This window comes from Gemmobacter caeni, assembly GCF_003054195.1.
Lineage (GTDB): Bacteria > Pseudomonadota > Alphaproteobacteria > Rhodobacterales > Rhodobacteraceae > Gemmobacter > Gemmobacter caeni.
Window position 1 is genome coordinate 1 of sequence record NZ_QBKP01000058.1, and the last position, 3,417, is coordinate 3,417.

7 protein-coding genes are annotated in these 3,417 nt (G+C 62.4%); 2 read left to right on the top strand and 5 right to left on the bottom strand.

Annotated elements, in window-relative coordinates:
* The 4 genes from C8N34_RS25620 to C8N34_RS25635 all read right to left on the bottom strand — a co-directional run.
* Positions 1-737, bottom strand: a 737-nt coding sequence (locus C8N34_RS25620) for a hypothetical protein (protein ID WP_108131056.1), incomplete at its 3' end; no start/stop codon positions are given.
* Positions 734-970 carry a hypothetical protein gene (locus C8N34_RS25625; RefSeq protein WP_108131057.1) on the bottom strand — a complete coding sequence of 79 codons (237 nt, stop codon included), beginning with the start codon at positions 968-970 and terminating at the stop codon, positions 734-736. The genes C8N34_RS25625 and C8N34_RS25620, both read right to left, overlap by 4 nt.
* On the bottom strand, positions 967-1,191 hold the full coding sequence (locus C8N34_RS25630; protein WP_108131058.1) for a hypothetical protein: 225 nt from the start codon (positions 1,189-1,191) through the stop codon (positions 967-969). Before C8N34_RS25630 ends, C8N34_RS25625 begins: the two co-directional genes overlap by 4 nt.
* A 408-nt stretch (positions 1,192-1,599) precedes the next feature.
* Entirely contained in the window at positions 1,600-1,884 is a 285-nt protein-coding gene (locus C8N34_RS25635) for a hypothetical protein (protein WP_108131059.1), read from the bottom strand.
* Between the two features lie 107 nt (positions 1,885-1,991).
* Here C8N34_RS25635 and C8N34_RS25640 point away from each other — a divergent pair, with 107 nt between their 5' ends.
* Positions 1,992-2,576 carry a type VI secretion system-associated protein TagO gene (locus tag C8N34_RS25640; RefSeq protein WP_108131060.1) on the top strand — a complete coding sequence of 195 codons (585 nt, stop codon included), beginning with the start codon at positions 1,992-1,994 and terminating at the stop codon, positions 2,574-2,576.
* 35 nt (positions 2,577-2,611) lie between these two features.
* On the opposite strand, the gene C8N34_RS27370 is transcribed toward C8N34_RS25640, so the two are convergent.
* Positions 2,612-2,809, bottom strand: a complete 198-nt coding sequence (locus tag C8N34_RS27370; RefSeq protein WP_108131061.1) for a helix-turn-helix transcriptional regulator — start codon at positions 2,807-2,809, stop codon at positions 2,612-2,614.
* 94 nt (positions 2,810-2,903) lie between these two features.
* On the opposite strand from C8N34_RS27370, the gene C8N34_RS25650 reads away from it, so the two are divergent.
* Positions 2,904-3,185 carry a helix-turn-helix domain-containing protein gene (locus C8N34_RS25650; protein ID WP_108131034.1) on the top strand — a complete coding sequence of 94 codons (282 nt, stop codon included), beginning with the start codon at positions 2,904-2,906 and terminating at the stop codon, positions 3,183-3,185.
* The last annotated feature ends 232 nt before the right edge of the window (positions 3,186-3,417 follow it).

Consider the following 3,417-nt stretch of genomic DNA (forward strand, 5'->3'; position numbering starts at 1 on the left):
CGCAGCAGCGCCTGCCTGCGCGCCTGTGCCGCCAGCCCCGCCTCTGTCAGCGCGCGGACAGGCCGGACATCCAGCGCCCGCACCTCGCGCCGCACGACGCTTTCGGTCAGACTCATGGCGGCGCAAATATCCATCACCCCCAGCCCCTGCGCGATCAGCCCGCGCATTTCATCCAGCCGCGCCGCGCGCTTGATGCGGCGCTCCTCGGCAATGAGGGCCAGATTGGCCCGCCCCCGCTTGGCACCGGACAGCCCATCATTCACCTTGGGGGGCTTGGGGGCCTTCACCTTCGCGGCAGCCTTAGGCTTTGGTTGCGCTCTGGTGCGCGACTTGCGCGGCTGCGCAGGCAGCGCGATCCGCTGCCCCGCCGCGAAGGCCTGAAGTAACCTGTCGGACATGCCCATCCGCACCGCCAGATCGCCGCGCGGCACCCCTTCGGCCAGCAACGCCAGCAGCTGCGCCCGGTGACGCGCATCGGCTTCGGCCTCGGGGGATACGACCTGCGCAACAGACCCGCCCGCCGCATCCGCATCCCGCAGCCGCCGCGCGCGGGCCTGATTGCGGCGCGCGGCCTCACTTTTCCTCTGCCAGCCGGTCATCCCGTCCAGATCGGTATATTCGACGCCTGACACGCCACGCGGCACGAGCTGCACCGCGCCGGGCGCGACCGCGACACCATATCTGGCCGCGACCTCCGCTGCGATTTGCCGGGCTAGGGTTTGGTCGTGTCTGGTCATTTCCGTCCGCCATCGAAGATACTGCGCAGATGCCCCGCCATTGCCTCAAGCTGCGCCGGGGTTTTCGGATCGGCGAACTCATTCCAGAGCACTGTGCGTTCGGCTTTGCCCGGCTCGATCCCATCGCGCCGCCAGATCAGTTGCACGGTGCCCTCAATCTCTCCCACCGTGACAATCAGATCGGCAATCTGGAAATCCACCGCCCGCGTGACATTTGCCCTTTGGGCTGTCATGTCCGCTTCCTCCGGGCCAGACCACGCTTCCACCAGAGCGGCCCCATGGTCCCATCCTGATTTTCCGGCAACAGCACTGTCGCACCGGCATCGGATTTGCTCAGGTCATCCTGTATGCGCTTCATCAGCCCGCACACAGCCGCACGCGACCGGCCGAGCCTCTTTCCGATCTCGGCTGCGGTCATGTTCAGCCGGTCGCGGCAGTCCAGCGCCACCAGCATCTGCTCATCCGTCCATGAGTCTGTTTTATACCCACCCATCACGCCGCCCCCATGCAGATGCGGCCCGGGCGGAACAACCCGGGCCGCTGCACCAGCCCCGCAAGGGCCTGCCGGGAAAGCGCCCGGCACGCATCCGCGGGCCATCCCGCGAATTTCGCCCCGTAGACGCTGACGGGGCACAAACCGCACCCCGCCAACGCTCCAACAAGAGGCGGGCACGCCATCGCCAGCAGCCACCGTGCCCCGGTGCGGCGCCGGGTGGATCTGGGGACCCGGCCTCGTGCTGACGTGTTGGAATAAAAGGCGGGCGGCGCGGCGCCGCCCGAGTTTGCCACCTCGACAGAGACAGAGAGGTCGAGGCAGCCGCACCAAACAGGGAGGTGGTGCAAAACGGTGGAAATGGAGGGGTCAGACATCGCCGTCCCCCGTGAATTCCTCGGGCCACATCCGCATGGCCATCATCACCTTGTCGCCGGTCGGACAGCTGAAACCGTCGAACCAGTTGCATGCCGTCTGAAACGTGACATCAAACACCACCGCACATTCTTCGCGGCTGGCACAGCGCCGCCCCACCAGATCGGCCCAGAACACCGTCGCCGCATGGCGCGTGATGACCGGCGGCACGCTGATCCGCCGCGCCGCCGCTGCGCCCCTGCCCCGGCTCGCGCGGTCAAATGCCTTGGTATGGGACATTTGACCCCGGCGTGGGGCACTATCGGAAAGAAACCGCGATTCGACGCGACAGGTAGTGCTCATTGCAACACCGCACTGGAACAGAGATTGAACGAAAGGCCGTTAAGATGATCAGATCCGCCCTGCTGGCGACCGCGATGATTGCCGCCGGTACTGCGACCGCCGCTCAGGAATGCGCAGCCATCGAACATGACATTGCGCGCCTGCGTTGCTTCGATGAGGCCGCGCAGGCAACCGAACCTGCCGCGCCACAAGGCTGGACGTCGACCCGTGAGACCGATCCAGTCACCGATACGATCCGCACCACGATCACTGTTCCGGCTGCGACGATACCCGAGTGTGGTAGCCACCGCGCGCCACCCCAACTTGAGGTCATTTGCATCGACAGCACGGATGTCTGGTTTGTTCGTGTTCGCCAGCCCTGTTACCTGGGTATTGAGAAGCAATTCAGCTTCACAACCCGCTTCGACGACATGCAGGCATTCTCGCAAACCTTCAGCGCTGCCCCGAAGAACGGCGACTTCCAGGTCTCTGTTTCCACCGCAGCCGATTTGATTAGGCGAATGACCTCCGCCAGCCATTACCTGATCCGTGTCGAGCCCCAAAACGACTATCCTTTTGTCTTGGATTTCCCGGTAGCCAAGCTGGCTGCTGCTATCGACGCATCTGGCGCACAGTGCAGCCTCAAGTAGGTTGCCGTCCGCGAGCAAGGGGGGATGCTTCCCGCTCATGCAGCATCCCTCACCCACACATCAACGGGCACCCTGCCTCCCGTCGCTCGCGAAATCCGAACAGCAAGCGGTAGCGATGGCGTGATCTGCCCCGCACAGAGTTTCGATATCGTTCCTTGGCTAACGCCCACGCGCTTAGCAAACTCAACTTGAGTTTCGCTTGTCTCGACGAGGAAAGAGCTAAGGTTTGTCATGCCCCAGTAAATGCCCGTCAGGCATATGCCTGTCAAGCATCTATATTCCCCAGGGGCGTTAGCCTGTATAGATCAGTAAGTGCATAATCATCTCATGCAGAACCTCCGCTCTATCCGTAAAGCCAAAGGCCTATCTCAGGCTCAGCTTGCTGAGATGGCAGAGGTCAACCAAGCTACGATATCCAAGATCGAAAGCGGGACTGCCAACTTCACGTCCGAAATGGTCTCCAAGCTGGCGCACGCGCTCTCTGTTTCCGAAGCAGAGCTGTTTGGCCTGCCAGAGCTGCAGTTGCGGGTTTTGCAGGCCATCAATCGTATGGACCCTAGTCAGCGCGAGGCGGCCTTGGTGGTTCTCGAAGCGATGTCGCGCAAGTAAATTCTACATCAGCACCCGCAATCAGCCTCAGCAAAGCCCACAGTTCTCGGCGACCTAAGCCGCGAATCAGCGTCTCCATATCAGCACCCGTTCCCAATTCGTTCTAGTTTGGCGCGGATTAACTTCTGCGCAATGCTGAATGTCGGATTATCCACAGGCAACATTATGCCCGTTAGGCATTGACAGGAATATGCCTGATAATCATATTCACTCCATCCAACGATGGAGGCCC